The organism is Streptomyces sp. NPDC093064, assembly GCF_044754605.1.
GTDB lineage: Bacteria > Actinomycetota > Actinomycetes > Streptomycetales > Streptomycetaceae > Streptomyces.
Genome location: NZ_JBIVPK010000014.1, coordinates 1 through 17112, shown reverse-complemented (window position 1 = coordinate 17112; position 17112 = coordinate 1). Strand labels below are relative to the sequence as shown.

The window sequence follows — 17112 nt, the reverse complement described above, 5'->3', positions numbered from 1 at the left end:
TGGGGACGGGGGCTGGTCTACGGGGCGGGCGACTTGGAGGGCTCGCCCGCCGGACCCTCGAGGTGGTCGTGCGCGGAACGCAGCAGGGTGGCGGCGCCGCGGACGGCGGCGGTGTGCGGCGCCGCCACGGCCTTGAGCGGCGCGTGCAGCCTGCCGGTGAGGTGGTAGGTGATCTCCGGGCGCAGGGCTCCGCCCCCGGCCAGCAGCGCGCCGCGGCGCAGCGCGTCCACGGTGAGCGACGTACGGTCCTGCCGCAGCATCGCGGTCACCATGGTGGCCACCGCCTCGCAGATCTGCACCGGTGGGGCGGAGTCGAGGTCGCTGGTGCCCAGCGCGGTGCGGCGCGCGTCGACGACGGCGCCCTCCGACAGCAGCACCACCTCGGTCAGATGCGCGCCGATGTCCACCACGAGCAGTGGGCGGGACAGGTCCGCGCGCGCGGCCAGGGCGACGGCCCGCGCGCTGGGAATGGTCAGCACGCCGCGCGGCCGCAGCACCTCCACCGCCGTACGGGCCTCGTTGCGGAAGGCCACCCCGTCCAGGACGGGGGCGGTGAGGACGACCAGGGGGCGGGTGAAGCGGGGCAGCCGGTTGCCGAGCAGGCGGTCGAGCATCCGGGCCGTGCCCTCGGTGTCGATGATCGTGCCGCGCTGGATCGGATACACCGCCCCGGAGCCGGGGAACGTCACCGTGGGGACGTCCAGGACCAGCCCCCGCCCGGCGACCCAGGCGCGGGTGCGGGCGCTGCCCATGTCGAGGGCGATGCCCCAGCCCTGCCGGCCCAGCGGCCACGGCCGGTGCCGGGTGGCCGCGGCGGCACGCGAACGCTGGGTGACGGTCACCGTCCGGCCTCCCTGACCTGCTGGCAGCGCGCGCAGTAGCGGGCCTGCGGCACGATCTCCAGCCGCTCCCGCGCGATGGGACGCCGGCACAGGTGGCAGGTGCCGTAGCCGCCCTCGTCCATGCGGGCCAGGGCTGCCTCGACGTCGGCGAGGACCATGCGGGCGGAGGCCGCGAGTTTCACGCGGACCTCCACCTGCGAGGCGGCCTGCTGCTGGAGGAGGGCGTCCGCGCGGGACGTCGCGGCGGCCGAGATCTGCTCCAACTGCTCCTGGCGGAACGTGAGCTGCTCGTCGAGGTTCGCGCGGAGCGCGGCGAGGTCCTCGGCCGTCAGGTACGTGTCACGGTCGCCGATGATCTGGTTGTTCACCGTTTCACCCCTTGGGCAGGGCGGAAGACGAAGGCAGGACGGACGGGGCGGGCAGGGTCAGGCGGTACGGCGCCGGCAGGCGACGCAGTGCCCCGTGTACGGCAGGATCTCCAGGCGCTCCGCCGGGACCGGCTTGCCGCATTCCAGGCAGGTCCCGTAGGTGCCGTCCTCGATACGGGCGAACGCCTCGTCGATCTCCTTCAGCACCCGCTGGATGGCCTCGCGCTGGGAGGACATCAGGTGGTCGTCCGCCGTCTGCCCGGTCTCGCCGAGGGCTTCCAGCTGGACCAGCCGGGTCCCGCGGGCGTGTTCAAGGCGCCGGCGGGCCTCCTGAGCGGACAGGCGCTCGCGGGGTTCGGTCCGGGCGGCGTCGAGCGACATCGTCAGTGCCCTTCTTTCTGCAACGGGGGACGGGGGTCGGTCACATCAACCCTGGTCGAACCCGCCGCGGTTTCCCATCGGGTCCAGAGCCCATTTGCGGCCGGTCGGGGGATCCACTCGACACGCGCATGGGTAGGCCGCACCCGGCGAAATGGGGACCGTGCCCCATCGCTCCCGGCGGCCGGCGGAAGGCAGACTGGCAGCAGGCCCGGTCGGGACCAGGGACCGCGGCTCGTCCAGGATGCGCGATGCCCGACAGTAGAGGCAGAACGCATCACGCAAGGAGGCTCAACCCTGGTGTCCCTGTTCTGGCGGATCTTCGGGCTCAACGCAGTGGTGCTGGGCACGGCCACCGCGCTGCTGCTGTGGGCCCCGGTGACCGTCTCGGTGCCGGTCGTGCTGACCGAGGCCGTCATCCTGGTGGGCGGTCTCGCCGTCATGCTGGTCGCCAACGCCGCCCTGCTGCGCTGGGGGCTGGCCCCGGTGGACCGGGTGACGAAGCTGATGACCACCGTCGACCTGCTGCGCCCAGGACAGCGGCTGCCCGAGCAGGGCGGCGGTGAGGTCGCGGAGCTGATCCGCACGTTCAACGCCATGCTCGACCGGCTGGAGAACGAGCGGGCCACGAGCAGCGCCCGGGTCCTGCTCGCCCAGGAGGCCGAGCGGCGCCGTATCGCGCAGGAGCTGCACGACGAGGTGGGCCAGAGCATGACCGCGATCCTGCTCGCGCTCAAGCGGGCAGCGGACGAGGCGGACGCGCTGCTGCGCGACGAACTGCTCCAGGCGCAGGAGATCACCCGGGGAAGCCTGGACGAGGTCCGCCGGCTGGTGCGCCGGCTGCGGCCAGGGGTCCTGGACGACCTCGGTCTGGTCGCCGCGCTGACCTCGCTGACCACCGACTTCGCCACCCACACCGGGCTGCAGGTGGTGCGCCGCTTCGACGCCGACCTGCCCGCCCTGGAGCCGGAGACGGAGCTGGTCCTCTACCGTGTCGCCCAGGAGAGCCTGACCAACGTGGCCCGGCACGCGGACGCCGAACGGATCGAGGTCAGCCTGCGGCACACCGACGGCGCCGTGGAGCTGGCCATCACCGACGACGGGCGCGGCATCAAGGCGGCGCACGAAGGCGCCGGCATCCGCGGCATGCGCGAGCGGGCCCTGCTCATCGGGGCCGGCCTCGACATCGCCCCCGCCCCCGCGGCCGGAACCGAGGTCCGGCTGACCGCGCCCGTCGTCCCCAGGAAGCAGACCTGACCATGTCCGAGCCGACCACGATCCGCATCCTGCTCGCCGACGACCACGCGCTGGTACGGCGGGGGGTGCGGCTCATCCTCGACCAGGAACCGGACCTCGAGGTGGTCGCCGAGGCCGGTGACGGCGCGGAGGCCATCGAGATGGCCCGCACCCACGACATCGACCTCGCCGTGCTGGACATCGCGATGCCCCGGCTGACCGGGCTCCAGGCCACCCGCGAGCTGGTCGCGCTCAAGCCGGACCTGCGGATCCTGATGCTCACCATGCACGACAACGAGCAGTACTTCTTCCAGGCCCTCAAGGCCGGTGCCAGCGGGTACGTGCTGAAGTCCGTCGCCGACCAGGACCTGGTCGCCGCGTGCCGGGCGGCGATGCGGGACGAGCCGTTCCTGTACCCGGGCGCGGTGACCGCGCTCATCCGCAACTACCTGGACCGGGTCCGCCACGGCGAGGAGACCCCGGACCAGGTCCTGACGCCCCGCGAGGAGGAGGTCCTGAAGCTGGTCGCGGAGGGGCACTCCTCGAAGGAGATCGGCGAGATCCTCTTCATCAGCATCAAGACCGTCCAGCGGCACCGCGCCAACCTGCTCCAGAAGCTCGGTCTGCGCGACCGGCTCGAACTCACCCGCTACGCCATCCGGGCCGGTCTGATCGAACCCTGACCGCCCGCCCCACGACCACCTGGGGTCCCGGCTGCCCACTCCCCGGCCGGGATCCCGGGTACGACACCCGCGTCCGCCACGAGTGCCACCACGAAACACGAAAGGGGACGGTGCATGCACCCAGCGCCGAGCACCGCCCCCGCGTCCCGTGCCCTGGCCCTCCTGACGGCCGCGCTGCTCACCCTGCTGGCGGTCCTCACCACCGGCAGCCCCCCGCCGCTGCCCGCACCCGCCACCGCGGCGGCGTCCGTCGCGCACCTCGCGCCCGGACCGCACTCCGGCTCCGCGCCCGGCGGCGGCCACTCCGGGACCGATGAGCGTCCCGCGGACGCCCCGCACGCCGGGCAGGGGTGCACCGTCGTCTGCTCCGGGCAGGACGGCACCCGGCAGGAGTTCCACGGGGACCGGCCCGTCGCGCACGGGCAGTTCGCCACCGCCGAGGACGTCACGGACGTCCCCCTCCCCGCACCCGGGCGGACGCGACCGGTCCCGGTGACCGTCGCCGCCCGCACGGTGCACGTGGTGCAGGACGGCGGTCGGGCGCCGCCGCGGGCCTTCGGCATCTGACGTCCCCCGTTCGCCCCTCGACCGCCGTGACCGCGTCGGCCGCAGTCGCGGCGTGCCTGCCGGAGGCCTCCGTTGAAACGCACGAAACCCACGAAACGCACGAACCGAACCTCCCGGGTGAGAGCGCTGTTCGCCCTCGCCGTGATCGCCCTGTCCGTGTACGTCACCGCCACCGTTCCCGTCCGCCTCGGACTCGACCTGCAGGGCGGCACCCAGATCGTCCTGGAGACCCGCTCCACCCCGACCGCCAAGGCCGACCGCGAGGCCACCGACCGCGCCCTGGAAGTGCTGCGCGGCCGGGTCGACGGGCTCGGCGTCGCCGAACCGTCCCTCGTCCGCTCGGGCAGCAACCGGATCATCGTCGAGCTGCCCGGCGTGCAGGACCCCAAGAAGGCGGCCGACGTGCTCGGCCGTACCGCCCAGCTGACCTTCCACCCGGTGATCGGCGTCGCCGACGGCACCGAGGACCCCGCCACGGCCAAGCCCGAGGCGTCCAAGGACCCCAACGACCCCAAGGAACCCCGCGCTTCGAAGGAACCCGAGGCGTCCAAGGACCCCGACGCGTCCAAGGAACTCGTCCTGCCCGACGATTCGGGGCAGAAGCTGCGCCTTCAGGGCAGCGCCATGACCGGCAAGGACGTCAAGGGCGCCCAGGCCCGCTTCGAACAGGAGACGGGCGCCGGCTGGACCGTCACCGTCGACTTCGACAAGGCGGGCCGGGCCGCGTGGGCCAAGCTGACCAGTGAGGCCGCCTGCCGCCAGGTGGGCGACCCCGCACGCCGGGTCGCCATCGTGCTCGACAACCGGATCATCTCCTCGCCGCAGGTCGCCCCGTCCGTCGCCTGCGGCACGGGCATCGCCGAGGGCTCCACGCAGATCACCGGCTCCTTCGACGACGCCGAGGCCCGCGAACTGGCGCTGCTCATCAACGGCGGCGCCCTGCCCGTGCCGGTCGAGACGGTCGAACAGCACACCATCGGCCCCACCCTCGGCGCCGGCGCCATCAAGGCCACCGCCTGGGCCGCGGTGATCGGCACCGCCCTGACGATCCTGTTCATCATCAGCGTCTACCGCCTCACGGGCTTCCTCGCGGCCCTGGCCCTGCTCTGCTACGGAGTGCTCTCCTACGCCGCCCTGGCCGCCCTCGGCGCGACCCTGACCCTGCCGGGCCTGGCCGGTTTCGTCCTGGCGATCGGCATGGCCGTGGACGCCAACGTGCTCGTCTTCGAACGAGCGCGTGAGGAGTACGCCGGTATGCACCGGCCGAGTCCGCGCTCGGCCCTGACCGCCGGATTCCGCAACGCCTTCAGCGCGATCGCCGACTCCAACATCACCACCCTGATCGCGGCCGGGCTGCTGTTCTTCCTGTCCACCGGGCCGGTGCGCGGCTTCGCCGTCACGCTCGCCCTCGGGGTCATCGCCTCCATGTTCAGCGCCCTGGTGGTCACCCGAGTGCTCGCCGAGTTCGCGGTGTCCCGCGCGTCGGTGCGCCGCCGCCCCCTGCTCAGCGGCCTCGCGAACACCGGCTGGATCCGCAACCTCGTCGTGCGCCGCGACCCGCAGATGATGCGCCACCCGCGCCGCTGGCTGGCCACCGCCGCGGTCGTGCTCGTGCTCGCCGGGTCGGGCATCGTGGCCCGGGGCCTCAACTTCGGCCTGGAGTTCACCGGTGGCCGGCTGATCGAATACACGACCTCCTCTTCCGTCAACCCCGACCGGGCCCGCGCCGCCCTCGCCGACGCAGGCTTCCCCGGCGCGCTCGTCCAGTCCTCCGGCGACAACGGACTGACCGTACGCACCGAGGATCTGACCGACGCCGAAGCAGCCAAGGTCACCGACACCGTCAGCGCCCTCGGCGGTGAGACGGAGAAGGTCCGCGACGAACAGATCGGCCCCAGCCTGGGCGAGGAACTGCGCCGCAACGCGCTCATCGCCCTCGCCGTGGCCCTGGGTGCCCAGCTGCTGTACCTCGCCGCCCGCTTCCGCTGGCTGTGGGGCACCGCCGCGGTGACCGCGCTCGCGCACGACGTCGTCATCCTCGTCGGCATCTTCGCCTGGCTCGGCAAGCCCATCGACGGCGTGTTCCTGGCGTCCCTGCTCACCGTCATCGGCTACTCGGTCAACGACTCGGTGGTCCTCTTCGACCGCATCCGGGAGCTGCTCGGACGCGACCGCAAGATGCCGCTGCCGCAACTCGCCAACCTGGGGATCCAGCAGACACTGCCCCGGACGATCAACACCGGCATGGGCGCCCTGCTGATCCTCGCCTCCCTGGCGGTGTTCGGCGGAGACTCGCTGACCGACTTCGCGCTCGCGCTGCTCATCGGTCTCGTGGTCGGCACCTACTCCTCGGTGTTCACCGCCACCCCGTTGGCCATCGAGATGCACCGCCGCCAGAGCCGGACCCCGGGCCGCACTCCGGGAAGCACGCAGCGCCGCAGGCCCGCCCGCCGGTCCGCACCGGCCGCCCGGGTCTGAGGCAGCCGTTCCGGTGGGCGGCGGTGCACCCCGCCGCCCACCGGAAATGGGTACTGCGACCGATGGCCGCATCTCGCGCGCGCGGCCACGCTGGAGGGTCAGGAGGGGGGCCGTACGTCACCGCGGCCCCCCTCGTCACCGGCTCTTTTGCCAGAAGGGACCGTATCGCCGATGTCGTGGGAGACCACCAGCAGTGCCTCCGCGGCCGAGCGCCTGAGCGCGCACGATGCCCGGCAGCGCCTCGAACACGAGCGCAACTCCCGCCTCGCCCAGCTGCGGGCGGTCCAGGAGGGCGAGGACGGCGGTCAGGAGGCCGACGACCTCCTGACCGCGCAGAGGAACGCCCTGCAGCGGGCGCTGAAGGACATCGAGGCCGCCTTCGCCCGGCTGGACGACGGCTCCTACGGGAACTGCGAGGACTGCGCCAAGCCCATCCCGGTGGAGCGCCTGGAGATCCTTCCTTACGCGCGCTGCTGCGTGCCCTGCCAGCAGCGCGCCGGCTGATCCGGCCCGCGCGCCCGACGGCGCCGTCGCGCGGTGCGGCCCGTGCCCGCGTCCCCTGCCCGAGGTGAAGGAGGCCGACCGGTGATCCTCGGCGACAGCACGGTGACCGCCGCCCCGGGGGGCCGCAGGCCCATCGGGCCGGTCCGCGGGCGCGGTCCGGGCATAGCCCTGGACCTGGGCAGTGCCCGGACCCGGGTCTGGGCGGAGGGCCTCGGCGGCATCCTCGACGTGCCCACCGTCACCCACCAGGGCTCCGCCGCAGCCCGCCCCGTCCGGCGCGGCACCGTCGTCGACCCGGCCGGCGCGACCCGGCTCGTCTCCCGGCTGCTGGCCGACCGCGTCCCGCACGACGCCCGGCCCGTCGTCGTCCTCACCACCCCGGTCCTGAGCGGGCCACGGCCCCATGCCACCGCCGTCGGCTTCCTTCAGGTACTGCGGCCACGGGCCGTACTGACCATCGACAGCGTCCGCGCCGCCGCACTGGGCGCCGGCGCCGACCTGTCCGGCCCGCTGCTCGTCATCGACGTCGGCGCCCAGCTCAGCGAGGTGGCCCTGCTCACCGACGGCCGGGTGGCCGCCGCCCGCCGGGCCACCATGGGCACCGACGATGTGCGCGCCGGCGCCCTCGCCGAACTCGGCACCGCCGTCACCGCGTTGGTCACCGGACTGCTGCGGGACGATCCCCGGCCCGCACTCGTCGACGCCCTCGACCGCGGCCCCCTGCTCGTCGGCGGCGGCGCCCTGCGCCCCGAGCTCGCCTACCGGCTCTCCGCGCGGCTGCACAGCCACGTCCGGGCCGTGCCGCGGCCACAGACCGCCGCCGTGCGCGGCGCCGCCGAAGCCCTGCACTCGGTCCTGCGCCATCCCGCCCTGAGCCCGCCGCGGCCCCTGCCGCCGCTGTGACGCCGTCGTGTGGGAACGCGGCAGGCCCGATTGCGGTCCATACGGTTGTGCGCACGATGGGGTGGGGGAACTGCTAAGGAGCCGAACGGCGGTGCAGTGGCACAGCGGTACGAAGCCATGGACGGGGGAGCCCGGGGGTCCGGGGGAGCCGACGGATCCGGGGGGACCGGCGGACGACGAGTGGCGGGGCCGCGGACAGCGGACCGGCCGGTCACCGGACAGCGGACCGGAGGACGGCGGACCGGTGCGGGTGCGTGACGCGGCCGCGCGGTTCGCCCGGTTCGCCGGGCGGACGCTGCGCGCCGAGTGGCACGGCATCGTCGTCGACCCCGTACGGCAACTGGCGCGCCGGGGGCTGTCCGGGCTGGTGCTGGCCTTCGTGGCGGCCTTCGGCGTGATCCTCTTCCACGAGGTGGCGCAGCGGCCGGCCGGGGAAGCGGTGGTACGGATCCTCGGCGGTGTCCAGGGCGACCTGCCGCTGTGGCTGACCCTGCTGCGCACCCCGGTGTCGCTGTACGTCCCGGCGCTCGACCTGCCGGTGTGGGCCGGCATCACCCAGCTGTTCCTCGCGTTCGCGCTGGCCGAGCTCACCCTGGGCCGGGGCCGGACGCTGTTCATCTCGTACGCGACCACCCTGGCCGGCACCCTCACCGTGCGGGCGATGATCGCGATCGGGCCCGGCGGGTGGGGGTTGGGGCTGCCGCCCGAGACCGGCCGGATCCTCGACACCGGGCCGTCCGCCGCCGTGGTGGGCCTGTTCACCTACCTGTCCGTGGTGCGGCGCGCCCCGGTCGTGTTCTTCCTGACCGGCGGCTCGATGGTGGCGGAGTCGGTGGTCAGGCCCAACCTGGCCGGCCGCGAGCACCTCATCGCGGTGGCCGCGGCGATCGTCCTCGCGCTCTTCCACGGCCGCGGCCCGAGATGGCTGCCGGGCCGGGCGGCCGTACTGGATCGATGGCGGCGGGCCCCGGCCCCGGCGGGTGCCCCGACGGGCCCGCATCCGCACCACCGGCCGCAGCGTCCGCGACGTCACCCGGCCCTGCCGGGCGCGAATGTCCGGGACTCCTCCTAAAATCACGATGGACTCCGCAGGGGGAAGGGTGAGGGCCGATGGGCTGGTTCTGGGCGGCAGTGATCATTTTCTGGACCGGCGGTTTCGCCTGGGTCGCCGACAACGTCCGCACCGCGCTGCGCAACCGGCATGAGCGCAAGCTCGAACTGATGGAGGCGGCGAAGGCCGAGCGGCTGGCGGTCGAGACGGCGCACAAGCCGCCGGAGCCGGTGTGCGGATGCACCCACCATCTGGCCAAGCACGACAAGAACGGCCGGTGCCACGAGCGCGTCGAGGTGCCGACGGCCTGGGACGAGAACAAGAAGCCGCTGCGCTTCGAGCCGGGGGAGTGCAACTGCCAGCAGTACGTGGGTCCTCAGCCGCTGTCGCAGGTGTACGCCGACGAGCTGACCGACCGCGCCTGACGGTCCGGCCGGGCCCGAGTGGACGTACACGCTCGGGCCCGGGTGCCGGGAATCCGCGCAGGAGCGTCACACAGGCTGCACACAGTCCCTCGCGAGCCTTGTTAGCGTGACTGGCCGCTCGGCAGGCCTAGTCAGGAAGACCGGATGGACTACTGCTCCACGTGCCGTAGGCACCTCAACGGCGCCCTGGTGTGCCCCGGTTGCGGTGCGTACGCACCGGACATAGCACCGGACGTCACGGCGCCCCTCACGACCGATACCGCGACCGATTCCGCGACGGCCCGCACGACCGGCCTCGCGACGGGCGGGGCCGCAGGCCTCGCCCTCGGCGACATCCCCGCCGATGTCCCCGGCGACATCCCCGCCGGCCTCGCCGCAGACGCGACGGACGCGCCGCCACCGCGGCAGCGGCCCGGGCGTGCGGCCCGGCGCCGTCAGCTGGCCCGCTGGAAGAAGACCCAGCGCAGGGCTCTGGTGGCGACCGCCGTCGCTCTCGTCGGGGGAGGTCTGACCGTCGCCTCGATGGACCGGCACTCCACCGACCGCACGCAGGCGGCCCCGGCACCGGAGGCCCCGCACACGGGCACCGTGGGGGACAGCCGGCCGGCGCAGCACGGCGACCCGTCCTCGCCGCCCTCCGGCGCCCGGCAGTCCCCGCCCGCGGCCGGTGTGCCGCACCAGCGGTCGGCGCCGCGGGGCACCACGCCGCAGGACGTACGCCCGGACGCCGCCGCTCCCCGTACCGTGCAGGCCCCGTCCGCGGTGGCCGGCGCGCACGAGGCGCCGACGCGGACGGTGCTGTCCGCACCGCGGCCGGACAACACGGCGCCGGCCGCCGGGGGCTCCAGCTCCGCCGCCCAGCCGGGCCAGTCGGCCCCGTCCGCCCAGCCGGGCCAGTCGGCCCCGTCCGCCCAGCCGGTCCCGTCGGGCCAGTCGAGCCAATCGGGCCAGTCGGCGTCCCGGTCGTCCTCGACGGCGACCCAGCGGACCGCGCCCGGGGCCGGCTCGTCCGACGGCAACGCCCAGCAGACCCCGCAGACGAGCCCCACGGACACGCCCACGTCGCCGTCCCACCTCTGCCTGCTGGTGATCTGCCTCGGCTGACCACCCGGCCCGCAGGTGCGGGCGGTTGAACAGTCAGGGCCCGGCGGGTCCGGCGGACTCGCCGGGCCCGCCGGAGTCGTCTGCGAAGCTGGCGAAGTACGCCGCGGCCATGTCCTCGTCTGCATGGCCCCCCGCGGCGGCGCGAGCGAAGCGTTCGGCGCTCGCGGCGGCCACGTCGAGGCGGACGCCGTGGGCCTCGCCGGCCTGGACGATCAGGCGGGCGTCCTTCTCCGCGGTGGCCACCGCGAAACTCGGGGGCAGGTACGCACCGTCGAGGATGAGGCCGGCCTTGGCGTGCAGGTAGCCCATGTCGAGCGGGCCGTCGGCGATCAGGTCGAAGAAGCCCTGGGGGTCCACGCCGAGCCCCTTGGCCAGGGCCAGTGCCTCCCCGGTCGCCGCGGTGGCCGCGATGACCCAGCTGTTGGCCACCAGCTTCAGCCGGGTGGCGGTGGCCGCCGCGGCATCCTCACCCGTCCACACCGTGTGGGCGCCGACCGCCTCGAACACCGGCGTCACCGTCTCCCGGCCCTCGGCCGGCCCCGCCGCCAGCACGGTCAGCCGGCCCGCCTCGGCGGGCTGCCGGGTACCGAGCACCGGGGCGTCGTAGAGGACCAGTCCGTACTCACGGGCGAGGGCGGCCAGCTCACCGGCCGCCTCCAGGCCGACCGTGGTCGACTGCGCCCAGACCGTGCCCGGACGCAGCGCGGGGGCGGCCTCGCGCATGACCTCCAGCACCGTGCCGCCGTCGTAGAGCATCGTCAGGACCACATCGGCGCCGCGCACCGCCTCGGCGGGGGTGTCCGCGACGTGTGCGCCGTCGGCGGCCAGCGACTCGGCCTTGGCCCGGGTGCGGTTCCACACCCGGACGGTGTGCCCGGCCTTCGCGAGGTTGCGGGCCATCGCGGCGCCCATGATCCCGGCGCCCAGGACGCCCACGGTACGGATGTCGGTCATGCCGTCCTCCTCCTGATCGATGCGGTGAGTATCGCCGGGCCCGGGCCCGGCGTCCGGCGAAGCGGCTCGGCCACGGGGCCGCACGGGTGACACGAAGGTGCGGGTACCCGTGCCCGGCGGTTCACTTGAGGGGCAGCCGGTCCCTCCTCCGCGCGAGGGGCGGGCGAACGGGCAGTGGGAGGCGACATGGCCGGTCACCGGGCACGCTGGACGACGGGCGCGGCGCTCGCGGTGGCCGTGGCCCTCGCTACGACCGGCTGCTCCGGCGGCGACAGCACCCCCTCCGGCAGCGCGAGCGACGCGGCGTCCGCGGTCTCCTCGCTCGCCTCGCAGGCCGACGAGATGCTCTCCTCGGCCACCGCGGAGGCGGGCCGCAGGCTGGACGAGGTGAAGAACGGCATCGACGCCCGGAGCGCCGTGGCCCTGGGCACCCCGGCCACCGCCTCGGACGGGCACGCCACCGTCGCGGTCAGGGTGGAGAACAGGGCGGGCTCCGCCAAGTCCTTCGCCGTGCAGGTCGACTTCAAGGACAGCGGCGGCAACCTGCTCGACACGGTGGTCGTCACCGTCCGCGACGTACCGGCCGGGAAGACCGCCTCGGCCACCGCCCGCAGCATCCGCAAGCTGTCCGCCCCCGTCAGGGCGGAGGTGGGCACCGCGCTGCGGTACTGATCCGCCGCGCCGCGCGCCCCGTGCGGCGCACCTGAGGGCCGGGTCAGGCCATCCAGAAGAAGACCGCCGTCATGCGCTTGTCCTCCAGGCTCCGACCGCAGTAACCGGTCGCGCTGTGCATGAGGTTGGCGTGGTAGAGGAGCAGCCGGTTGGCCTTGTGCGGCACGCGGACGTCCTCCTCGAAGGCGTCCGGCGCGACGAACCGCGTGCCGAGCGCCTCGACGAGGGTGTGGTGCGGGGGCTGCACGACGTTGCCGCCGAGCCGGCCGCCGGGCAGGCGCTGACGGTAGAAGCTGGTCCCGCAGTCCTTGGGCACCGAAGGGTTGAGGTAGAGCACGGCCGCGTACCGGCACAGCGCCCGCGAGTCGGTGTGCGGCCTCGGTTCACTCTCGCCCGCGCCCACCACCTGGACGCAGTTGTGGTTGAGGGTGCCGCCGTCGGGCGCCTGCTGCACCCACAGCTCCTTCGCTCCGGTCGCCTTCTTCACCAGCCGCTCGACGCGAGCGAGTTCGGACGGCTCCAGACCGGGCATGGTCCGCAGTCCGGGCCAGGTCTGGGAGGTGTACGGGTAGCCCTTCACCCAGTCGTCCTCGGCCAGGCAGCGCTGCCGTACGGCGTCCGCGTCGGGCAGGACGTCGTCCAGCACCCAGTAGTCACGGCCCTTGGTGGGCTTGCGGTAGGGCAGGACGGGGAGCGCGGTGGGCACACCGCGGGGCTGTGGGGGCATGCGGCCGAATGTAGGGCGGGCATCCCCCAGGGCTCTCCCCAGAGTCGGTCAATGTTGCGTCAACCTTGCTTCTGCCCAGCGGACTTGGATGCGGCGACCGACGGAGGGGGCCCAACTGCCCGCAGGCGTGAGCAGCCTCACATCACGTCCGGTTCTTTTTGCCAAATCAAAAGGTTCTTTACGCTTCCCGGCCCGTACATGTGGATGTCCGAACCGCCCACGGCGGGACCATGACCGGGCAGGAGGCACGGTGCGCTTTTCGCGGAACGCGACGGGAACTCTTTTCGTGGGCGGTGCCCTCAGCCTGACCCTGGTCGCGCTCGCCTACCCCAGCATGCTCGGCCTCGAGAAGGTCTCCAGCGACGGCTCCCGGGTCATCGCCCAGACCCAGTGGGGGCCGCTGACGGAGGCGGACCGGGACTTCGTGGTCAAGGTGCGCGCGGCCGGGCTGTGGGAGTACCCCGTCGGCGAGATGGCGGTGAGCAAGGGGACCACCAAGGAGGTCGTCAAGGCGGGCAAGCACCTGATCGACGGGCACGCGCAACTGGACGTGAGCTGCCGCAGGATCGCGCCCATGCTCAACATCACGCTGCCGAACGTGGCCAGCCCCCAGCAGCAGGGCTTCGTCACCCAGCTCGCCGGGGACACCGGCAAGCAGTTCGACTCCGACATGGCCAACATCCTGCGCGTGACGCACGGCTCGATCTTCAACACCATCGCGAAGATCCGCTCCACCACCAAGAACAGCCTGGTCCGCGAGCTGGCCAACCAGGCCAACGCCACCGTCCTGGACCACATCACGGTCATGGAGGAGACGGGCCTGGTCAACTTCGACCAGGCGCTCTTCATGCAGACGACCCCGCCCAAGCTGCCCAACTCGGACCTGACCCCGCCGCCCCCCTCCGGCGGGCAGCCCGAGGTCGTACTCACCCCGCCGCCGAACGCCACGTCGAGCCCGCTGGTGCTGCCCGGCGACCCGAGCCCCAGCCCGGCGGCGGGCTGAGGCGGAACCCGCGCGCGGCAAGGAACCCGCGCGCGGGGAACTACGCGAGCCACACGGTGGTGTCCGGGTCCAGCCGGCGCTCCGTCAGGGGCGAACTGCTCAGCAGCACCTCCCCCGGCGGCAGCGGCACGGCCCGGCCCGACAGATTGGTGACGCACCGCCGGCCGCCGGAGCGGGCGAACGCCAGCACCCCGGCCGGGCCCTCCTCCACCCAGGTCAGCGACTCGCCCTCCAGCAGCTTGCGGCGCAGCCGCAGCGCCGAGCGGTACAGCTCCAGGGTCGAGCCCTCCACTCCGTCCTGCGCCTGGACGGCGTACGCGGCGAAGCACGGCGGCTGCGGCAGCCAGGCGGCGCCCGGACCGAAGCCGTACGACGCCCCGGTGGCGGTCCACGGCAGCGGCACCCGGCAGCCGTCGCGCCCCTTGCGGGTACGGCCGGTCTGCTCCCACACCGGGTCCTGGAGGACCTCGGCGGGCAGGTCGGCCACCTCCGGCAGGCCCAGCTCCTCGCCCTGGTAGAGGTAGGCCGAGCCGGGCAGGGCCAGCATCAGCAGCGTCGCCGCGCGGGCGCGGCGCAGCCCCGCCGCCTCGTCGACGGCCGGGGCGCGGCCGCCGGACAGCAGCCAGGCGTTCTCGTCGGTGCCGGGCGGGAGCATCAGACGCGAGGCGTGCCGTACGACGTCGTGGTTGGACAGCACCCAGGTGGCCGACGCCCCCGCGGCCCGCGCCGTGGCCAGCGACTCGGTGATGACCTGCCGCAGTCGGCCGGCGTCCCATCCGGTCTGCAGATATTCGAAGTTGAAGGCCTGGCCCAGTTCGTCGGGCCGGGCGTACAGCGCACGCCGGGCTCCTGGCACCCAGGCCTCGGCGACCGCCGAACGCGGCGGGGAGTAGGAGTCGAGGATCCGCCGCCAGTCGCGGTAGATCTCGTGCACCTCGTCCCGGTCGTAGTACGGATGGCTGCCGGGCGGCACGAGCGGCAGCGCGCCCTCGCCGGTGGCGCCGATGTCCCCGACGTCCCGCAGCGGCTCGTCGAGGTCCTTGGCCAGGGCGTGCGCCACGTCGACACGGAAGCCGTCCACGCCGCGGTCGGCCCAGAACCGCAGCGTGGTGCGGAAGTCGGCGCGCACCTCCTCGCTCTCCCAGTTCAGGTCCGGCTGCTCGGACGCGAACAGATGCAGGTACCACTGCCCGTCCGGCACCCGCCGCCAGGCGCTGCCGCCGAAGACGGACTGCCAGTCGGTGGGCGGGAGTTCGCCGTGCGCGCCGCGGCCGTCGCGGAACACGTAGCGGTCGCGGGCTGGGGAGCCGGGGCCGGCCCGCAGCGCCTCCTGGAACCAGGGGTGCCGGTGGGAGGTGTGGTTGGGGACGAGGTCCACGATCACCTTCAGGCCCAAGCGGTGCGCCTCGGCGGTCAGGGCGGCGAAGTCGTCCAGGGTGCCCAGGCGCGGGTCGACGTCCCGGTGGTCGGCGACGTCGTAGCCGCCGTCGGCCAGTTCGGAGGGGTAGAAGGGGCTGAGCCACACGGCGTCCACGCCGAGGGCGGCGAGGTGCGGCAGCCGCCCGGTGATCCCGCCGAGGTCGCCGAGCCCGTCGCCGTCGAAGTCGGCGAAGCTGCGGGGGTAGACCTGGTAGACGACGGCCTGCCGCCACCAGTCCGGGTTCCTGGACGACAGGTCGGGCGCGGTGTCCTGCGGGGAGTCGTGCGTGGGGGCGGGATCGGTCACGCGGTCTCCTCTTCGGTGCGTACGGCGGACGTACGGATGGTTAAGGGCGACACGAGAACTCTGTCCACATCGCCCGAAAAGTGAACACCGACCCCGTGACGGAGCGAGTGGCTCCCTATGTGGCACAAGTGTGATGAAGGCGTGAAGTCCCTTTGCGTTCCGGCAAATTGACAGGCTCAGCCGCACACACGACCATGACCTCACACTGTGACGCATGTGACCGATGGGCCCGTTGTTCTTCTCGGCCTCCCGTCGGCCCGTCCTGGTCCGTGCCGTTGCGCCGCGACCAGCCACCCCCCGCACAAGCAAGATGGGATCCGTATGTCCATAGCCAGTCGTGTCTCCGCCGCCCGCCTGCTGGGAACGGGCGCCGCGACGCTCGTCCTGTGTGCCGCCTCCGTCGCCGCCGCCTCCGGTGCCTGGGCCCACGGCGCGCCAGGCGGCGAGGGCTGGAAGGGCGGCGGCCGTTACCAGCCCGGCACGGGCGCCGGCACGGTCACCGAGAGCGACCGCTGCCAGTTCTCGCTCGACGGCAAGAACTTCTACGACGCCGTCAAGGTCGACGACCAGAACCTGCGGCCCACTGAGGACGGCAAGGTCCACATCGCGGTCCGCACCGCCCACGACGCCACGACCTGCACCGCCTCCCTGGCTTCCTACCTCGCCCACGGCGCGACCTTCGCCACCTCCGGCGAGCAGGTGTTCGTCGACTTCGACACCGTGACGGTCAAGCGGGGCGAGACCGGCTCCCTCGACATCGCCGTCCCGGACGCGGGCTGCTTCGCCCAGGTCGACCTGTACCGCGGCGCGGTCAAGTTCGACGGCAGGACGGAAGCGAACGACGGCTTCGAGCACGGCGACCTGCCCAAGGGCCCGGACCGCCCGGTCATCAAGGACAAGCTGATCGCGGCCTGGAACGGCGGCACCAAGGACTGCACGGCCGCCGAGGAGCAGCCCCCGGCCACGCCGCCGGCCCCGTCCGCCCCCGAGTCGTCGGCCCCGGCCGAGGAGCCGACGCTCCCGGCCACGAAGAGCCCCGCCGAGACGGAGAGCCCGTCGTCGGCCCCGGCGACGCCGCCGAGCGAGGCCCCGGCCCCGACGGCTTCCGAGTCCACCACCGCACCCGCCCCGGCACCGAACGGCGGCAGCGGCGACCTCGCCGAGACCGGCGGCGGCAGCGGCACCGGCCTCGTCGCCGCCGGCGCGGCGGTGCTGCTGGCGGGCGGCGCGGCGCTCGTCGTCACCACGCGGCGCCGGGCGGCGAAGCCGGCCTCCTGACCCCCGCGGAACGGCTAGTGCTGTGACCGGAAAGGTTTGCCGGGAAGCTCGCGGCGTCCGGTGCTGGGGGTACCTCCCACGCCGTTCAGGCTGTGGGGGAGCATCGCAAGGCGGAGCGTCGCCCGCGTACTGGATGTACTCGGGTGATGCGACAACGCGGCTGGGGGTCCCCCCTGCTCGAAGAGCTTGGGGGAGCCGTGCCGGGCGTCGCGA

At 73.7% G+C, this 17112-nt stretch carries 18 protein-coding genes; 12 read left to right on the top strand and 6 right to left on the bottom strand.

Annotation, left to right across the window (positions count from 1 at the left end; translation table 11 throughout):
- Nucleotides 1-17: 17 nt before the first annotated feature.
- From ACIQFZ_RS18760 to ACIQFZ_RS18750, 3 genes are read right to left on the bottom strand one after another with little or no spacing between them, the layout of a single operon-like run.
- Nucleotides 18-842 (bottom strand): rod shape-determining protein, encoded by an 825-nt coding sequence (locus ACIQFZ_RS18760; RefSeq protein WP_383061332.1) that lies wholly within the window; start codon nt 840-842, stop codon nt 18-20.
- A complete protein-coding gene (locus ACIQFZ_RS18755) occupies nt 839-1210 on the bottom strand; it encodes a TraR/DksA C4-type zinc finger protein (RefSeq protein WP_365419513.1) in 372 nt (123 codons plus the stop codon). The genes ACIQFZ_RS18760 and ACIQFZ_RS18755 overlap by 4 nt, the downstream gene beginning before the upstream one ends.
- A 57-nt stretch (nt 1211-1267) precedes the next feature.
- Nucleotides 1268-1591: a TraR/DksA C4-type zinc finger protein gene (locus ACIQFZ_RS18750; RefSeq protein ID WP_225076525.1), complete on the bottom strand. Its 324-nt coding sequence runs from the start codon at nt 1589-1591 to the stop codon at nt 1268-1270.
- 297 nt (nt 1592-1888) lie between these two features.
- On the opposite strand from ACIQFZ_RS18750, the gene ACIQFZ_RS18745 reads away from it, so the two are divergent.
- The 9 genes from ACIQFZ_RS18745 (at nt 1889) to ACIQFZ_RS18705 (ending at nt 10539) form a co-directional block, all read left to right on the top strand.
- On the top strand, nt 1889-2845 hold the full coding sequence (locus ACIQFZ_RS18745; RefSeq protein WP_376652424.1) for a HAMP domain-containing sensor histidine kinase: 957 nt from the start codon (nt 1889-1891) through the stop codon (nt 2843-2845).
- A 2-nt stretch (nt 2846-2847) separates the two neighbouring features.
- The gene (locus ACIQFZ_RS18740) at nt 2848-3507 is read left to right on the top strand and encodes a response regulator transcription factor (RefSeq protein ID WP_100568361.1); all 660 of its coding nucleotides are present in this window, start codon (nt 2848-2850) and stop codon (nt 3505-3507) included.
- Nucleotides 3508-3621: 114 nt separating this feature from the next.
- On the top strand, nt 3622-4074 hold the full coding sequence (locus tag ACIQFZ_RS18735; RefSeq protein ID WP_376652423.1) for a hypothetical protein: 453 nt from the start codon (nt 3622-3624) through the stop codon (nt 4072-4074).
- A 72-nt stretch (nt 4075-4146) separates the two neighbouring features.
- Nucleotides 4147-6552, top strand: a complete 2406-nt coding sequence (gene secD / locus ACIQFZ_RS18730; RefSeq protein ID WP_402691717.1) for a protein translocase subunit SecD — start codon at nt 4147-4149, stop codon at nt 6550-6552.
- Nucleotides 6553-6723: 171 nt separating this feature from the next.
- A complete protein-coding gene (locus tag ACIQFZ_RS18725) occupies nt 6724-7056 on the top strand; it encodes a TraR/DksA family transcriptional regulator (protein WP_383061337.1) in 333 nt (110 codons plus the stop codon).
- Between the two features lie 81 nt (nt 7057-7137).
- Nucleotides 7138-7959, top strand: coding sequence for a rod shape-determining protein (locus ACIQFZ_RS18720; protein ID WP_383061338.1), 822 nt, complete (start codon nt 7138-7140; stop codon nt 7957-7959).
- Nucleotides 7960-8203: 244 nt separating this feature from the next.
- Nucleotides 8204-9031: a hypothetical protein gene (locus ACIQFZ_RS18715; RefSeq protein ID WP_402691716.1), complete on the top strand. Its 828-nt coding sequence runs from the start codon at nt 8204-8206 to the stop codon at nt 9029-9031.
- A 38-nt stretch (nt 9032-9069) separates the two neighbouring features.
- Nucleotides 9070-9435, top strand: coding sequence for a hypothetical protein (locus tag ACIQFZ_RS18710; RefSeq protein WP_365435288.1), 366 nt, complete (start codon nt 9070-9072; stop codon nt 9433-9435).
- A 144-nt stretch (nt 9436-9579) separates the two neighbouring features.
- Nucleotides 9580-10539 carry a hypothetical protein gene (locus ACIQFZ_RS18705; RefSeq protein ID WP_402691715.1) on the top strand — a complete coding sequence of 320 codons (960 nt, stop codon included), beginning with the start codon at nt 9580-9582 and terminating at the stop codon, nt 10537-10539.
- Between the two features lie 33 nt (nt 10540-10572).
- Here the strand turns inward: ACIQFZ_RS18705 and ACIQFZ_RS18700 are convergent, their stop codons facing one another.
- Complete coding sequence (locus ACIQFZ_RS18700; RefSeq protein WP_402691714.1) at nt 10573-11493, bottom strand: NAD(P)-dependent oxidoreductase; 921 nt, start codon at nt 11491-11493, stop codon at nt 10573-10575.
- A gap of 186 nt (nt 11494-11679) precedes the next feature.
- On the opposite strand from ACIQFZ_RS18700, the gene ACIQFZ_RS18695 reads away from it, so the two are divergent.
- Nucleotides 11680-12165 (top strand): hypothetical protein, encoded by a 486-nt coding sequence (locus tag ACIQFZ_RS18695; protein ID WP_365434122.1) that lies wholly within the window; start codon nt 11680-11682, stop codon nt 12163-12165.
- Between the two features lie 43 nt (nt 12166-12208).
- Here ACIQFZ_RS18695 and ACIQFZ_RS18690 read toward each other — a convergent pair whose 3' ends face one another.
- The gene (locus ACIQFZ_RS18690; RefSeq protein WP_365434125.1) at nt 12209-12892 is read right to left on the bottom strand and encodes a DUF6445 family protein; all 684 of its coding nucleotides are present in this window, start codon (nt 12890-12892) and stop codon (nt 12209-12211) included.
- A 286-nt stretch (nt 12893-13178) separates the two neighbouring features.
- On the opposite strand from ACIQFZ_RS18690, the gene ACIQFZ_RS18685 reads away from it, so the two are divergent.
- Nucleotides 13179-13895: a DUF4142 domain-containing protein gene (locus tag ACIQFZ_RS18685; RefSeq protein ID WP_402691713.1), complete on the top strand. Its 717-nt coding sequence runs from the start codon at nt 13179-13181 to the stop codon at nt 13893-13895.
- A gap of 40 nt (nt 13896-13935) precedes the next feature.
- Here the strand turns inward: ACIQFZ_RS18685 and ACIQFZ_RS18680 are convergent, their stop codons facing one another.
- Nucleotides 13936-15621, bottom strand: coding sequence for a glycoside hydrolase family 13 protein (locus ACIQFZ_RS18680; protein ID WP_402691712.1), 1686 nt, complete (start codon nt 15619-15621; stop codon nt 13936-13938).
- Nucleotides 15622-15942: 321 nt separating this feature from the next.
- Between ACIQFZ_RS18680 and ACIQFZ_RS18675 the strand changes: the two genes are divergently transcribed.
- Entirely contained in the window at nt 15943-16899 is a 957-nt protein-coding gene (locus tag ACIQFZ_RS18675; RefSeq protein ID WP_402691711.1) for an LAETG motif-containing sortase-dependent surface protein, read from the top strand.
- The last annotated feature ends 213 nt before the right edge of the window (nt 16900-17112 follow it).